Origin of the sequence: Acinetobacter sp. YH12241 (assembly GCF_013417535.1) — a bacterium.
Taxonomy (GTDB): Bacteria; Pseudomonadota; Gammaproteobacteria; order Pseudomonadales; family Moraxellaceae; genus Acinetobacter.
Genome location: NZ_VPDQ01000073.1, coordinates 1 through 1,391, shown reverse-complemented (window position 1 = coordinate 1,391; position 1,391 = coordinate 1). Strand labels below are relative to the sequence as shown.

Annotated in this window: 1 protein-coding gene; it reads left to right on the top strand. The window is 40.5% G+C overall.

Annotation, left to right across the window (positions count from 1 at the left end; all coding sequences use genetic code 11):
- Positions 1-73 precede the first annotated feature (73 nt).
- Complete coding sequence (locus tag FTV18_RS15595) at positions 74-1,378, top strand: IS4 family transposase (protein ID WP_159124039.1); 1,305 nt, start codon at positions 74-76, stop codon at positions 1,376-1,378.
- The last annotated feature ends 13 nt before the right edge of the window (positions 1,379-1,391 follow it).

Genomic DNA, 1,391 nt, shown 5'->3' with positions numbered 1-1,391 from the left:
TAATGCCAGTCAGTTAAGCAGACATTAGAAAAATGTAGTAAAAATGAGTGTATGCCAATACGCTCATTTTTTTATGACTTTATCTGAAAATTTAGATTGTACTCTTCAACATTCTCTACCTTCACTTAGCCATTTCAGTGAATTCATTGATTTAAATTGGATTGAAGAGAGCCTGCGTCAAACAGGTAAGGCTTCTATCAGGAGAAGAAAATTACCTGCCGAACATGTGGTATGGCTGGTGATTGGGCTTGCCCTGTTTCGAGATCAACCGATCGGGTATGTGGTAGAGCAACTAAAACTTGTGTTTGGTACCACAGAATATTGCGTTCCCAGTGCAGCAGTACAAGCACGACAACGCTTAGGGCGAGAGCCCTTGAATGCCTTGTTTTCTCTACTCAGCCAAGCCTGGTTTGAAGAATCCCAACAGCAATACTCAAACTTTCATGGCCTTAGTGTATGTGCTGTTGACGGGGTGGTTTGGTCTATGCCTTATACAGATGAGAATTTTGCACACTTTGGCTCATCTAAGGGTAAAACTGCGGTAGCACCTTATCCGCAAGTGAGAGCAACCTGTCTGGTGAATACCAACACCCATGAAATCATTGATGCCCAAATAGGTAGCATGGATCAAGGTGAACTTACACTGGCAAATCGATTATGTCCTCCATCGCATAGTATTACTCTGTTTGATCGAGCCTATTTTTCTGCTGATTTTCTAATAGGATGGCAAACACGTGCAGAGGCAAGCCATTGGCTTATGCGCGCAAAAGATAATTTACGCTATGAGATCATTAAGCGTAATTCCCAGCATGACTTTCATATCAGGATGCCAATATCAGCAAGAGCCAAGAAGCTGAATTCAACATTAGGGGATTATTGGGAAGCGCGTTTGATTGAAGTTGAGCAGGCAGGAAAAATTAGACGCTATATCACTTCATTAATAGATTCAAAGATATATCCACTGCTAGCCTTAGCAAAGCTTTATGCTCAGCGCTGGGAAATAGAAATGTGTTACCGAGAAATCAAAAGTGATTTACAGGAAAGTAAGCATTTGAGGAGCAAGCAACCTGATTTAATTTATCAAGAATTATGGGGTGTCTTCATTGCTTATAATATTCTAAGAAGACAAATGAAATATATGGCTCAACGTGCAAAAGTCAGTCCTTTGAGAATCAGCTTTCATATTGCATCTATCGGCATCCTTAATATATTAAGATTCGACTCTTTAGACTCCGCAGGGAATTTACCCAAACATCTAGAAAGTTTACTGGAGAAATCTAGGAGGTATGTTTTGCCTGAGAGGAGGGTTAGAAGTTGCCCAAGAGTTGTGAAAGGTAAACCACTGAAATACCCAAGAAAATGCCAGTCAATTTCTTAACTGACTGGCATTA

Excerpts from the sequence above, each read along its gene's own strand:
- FTV18_RS15595 (WP_159124039.1), top strand. The coding sequence starts at position 74 with ATGACTTTATCTGAAAATTTAGATTGTACTCTTCAACATTCTCTACCT.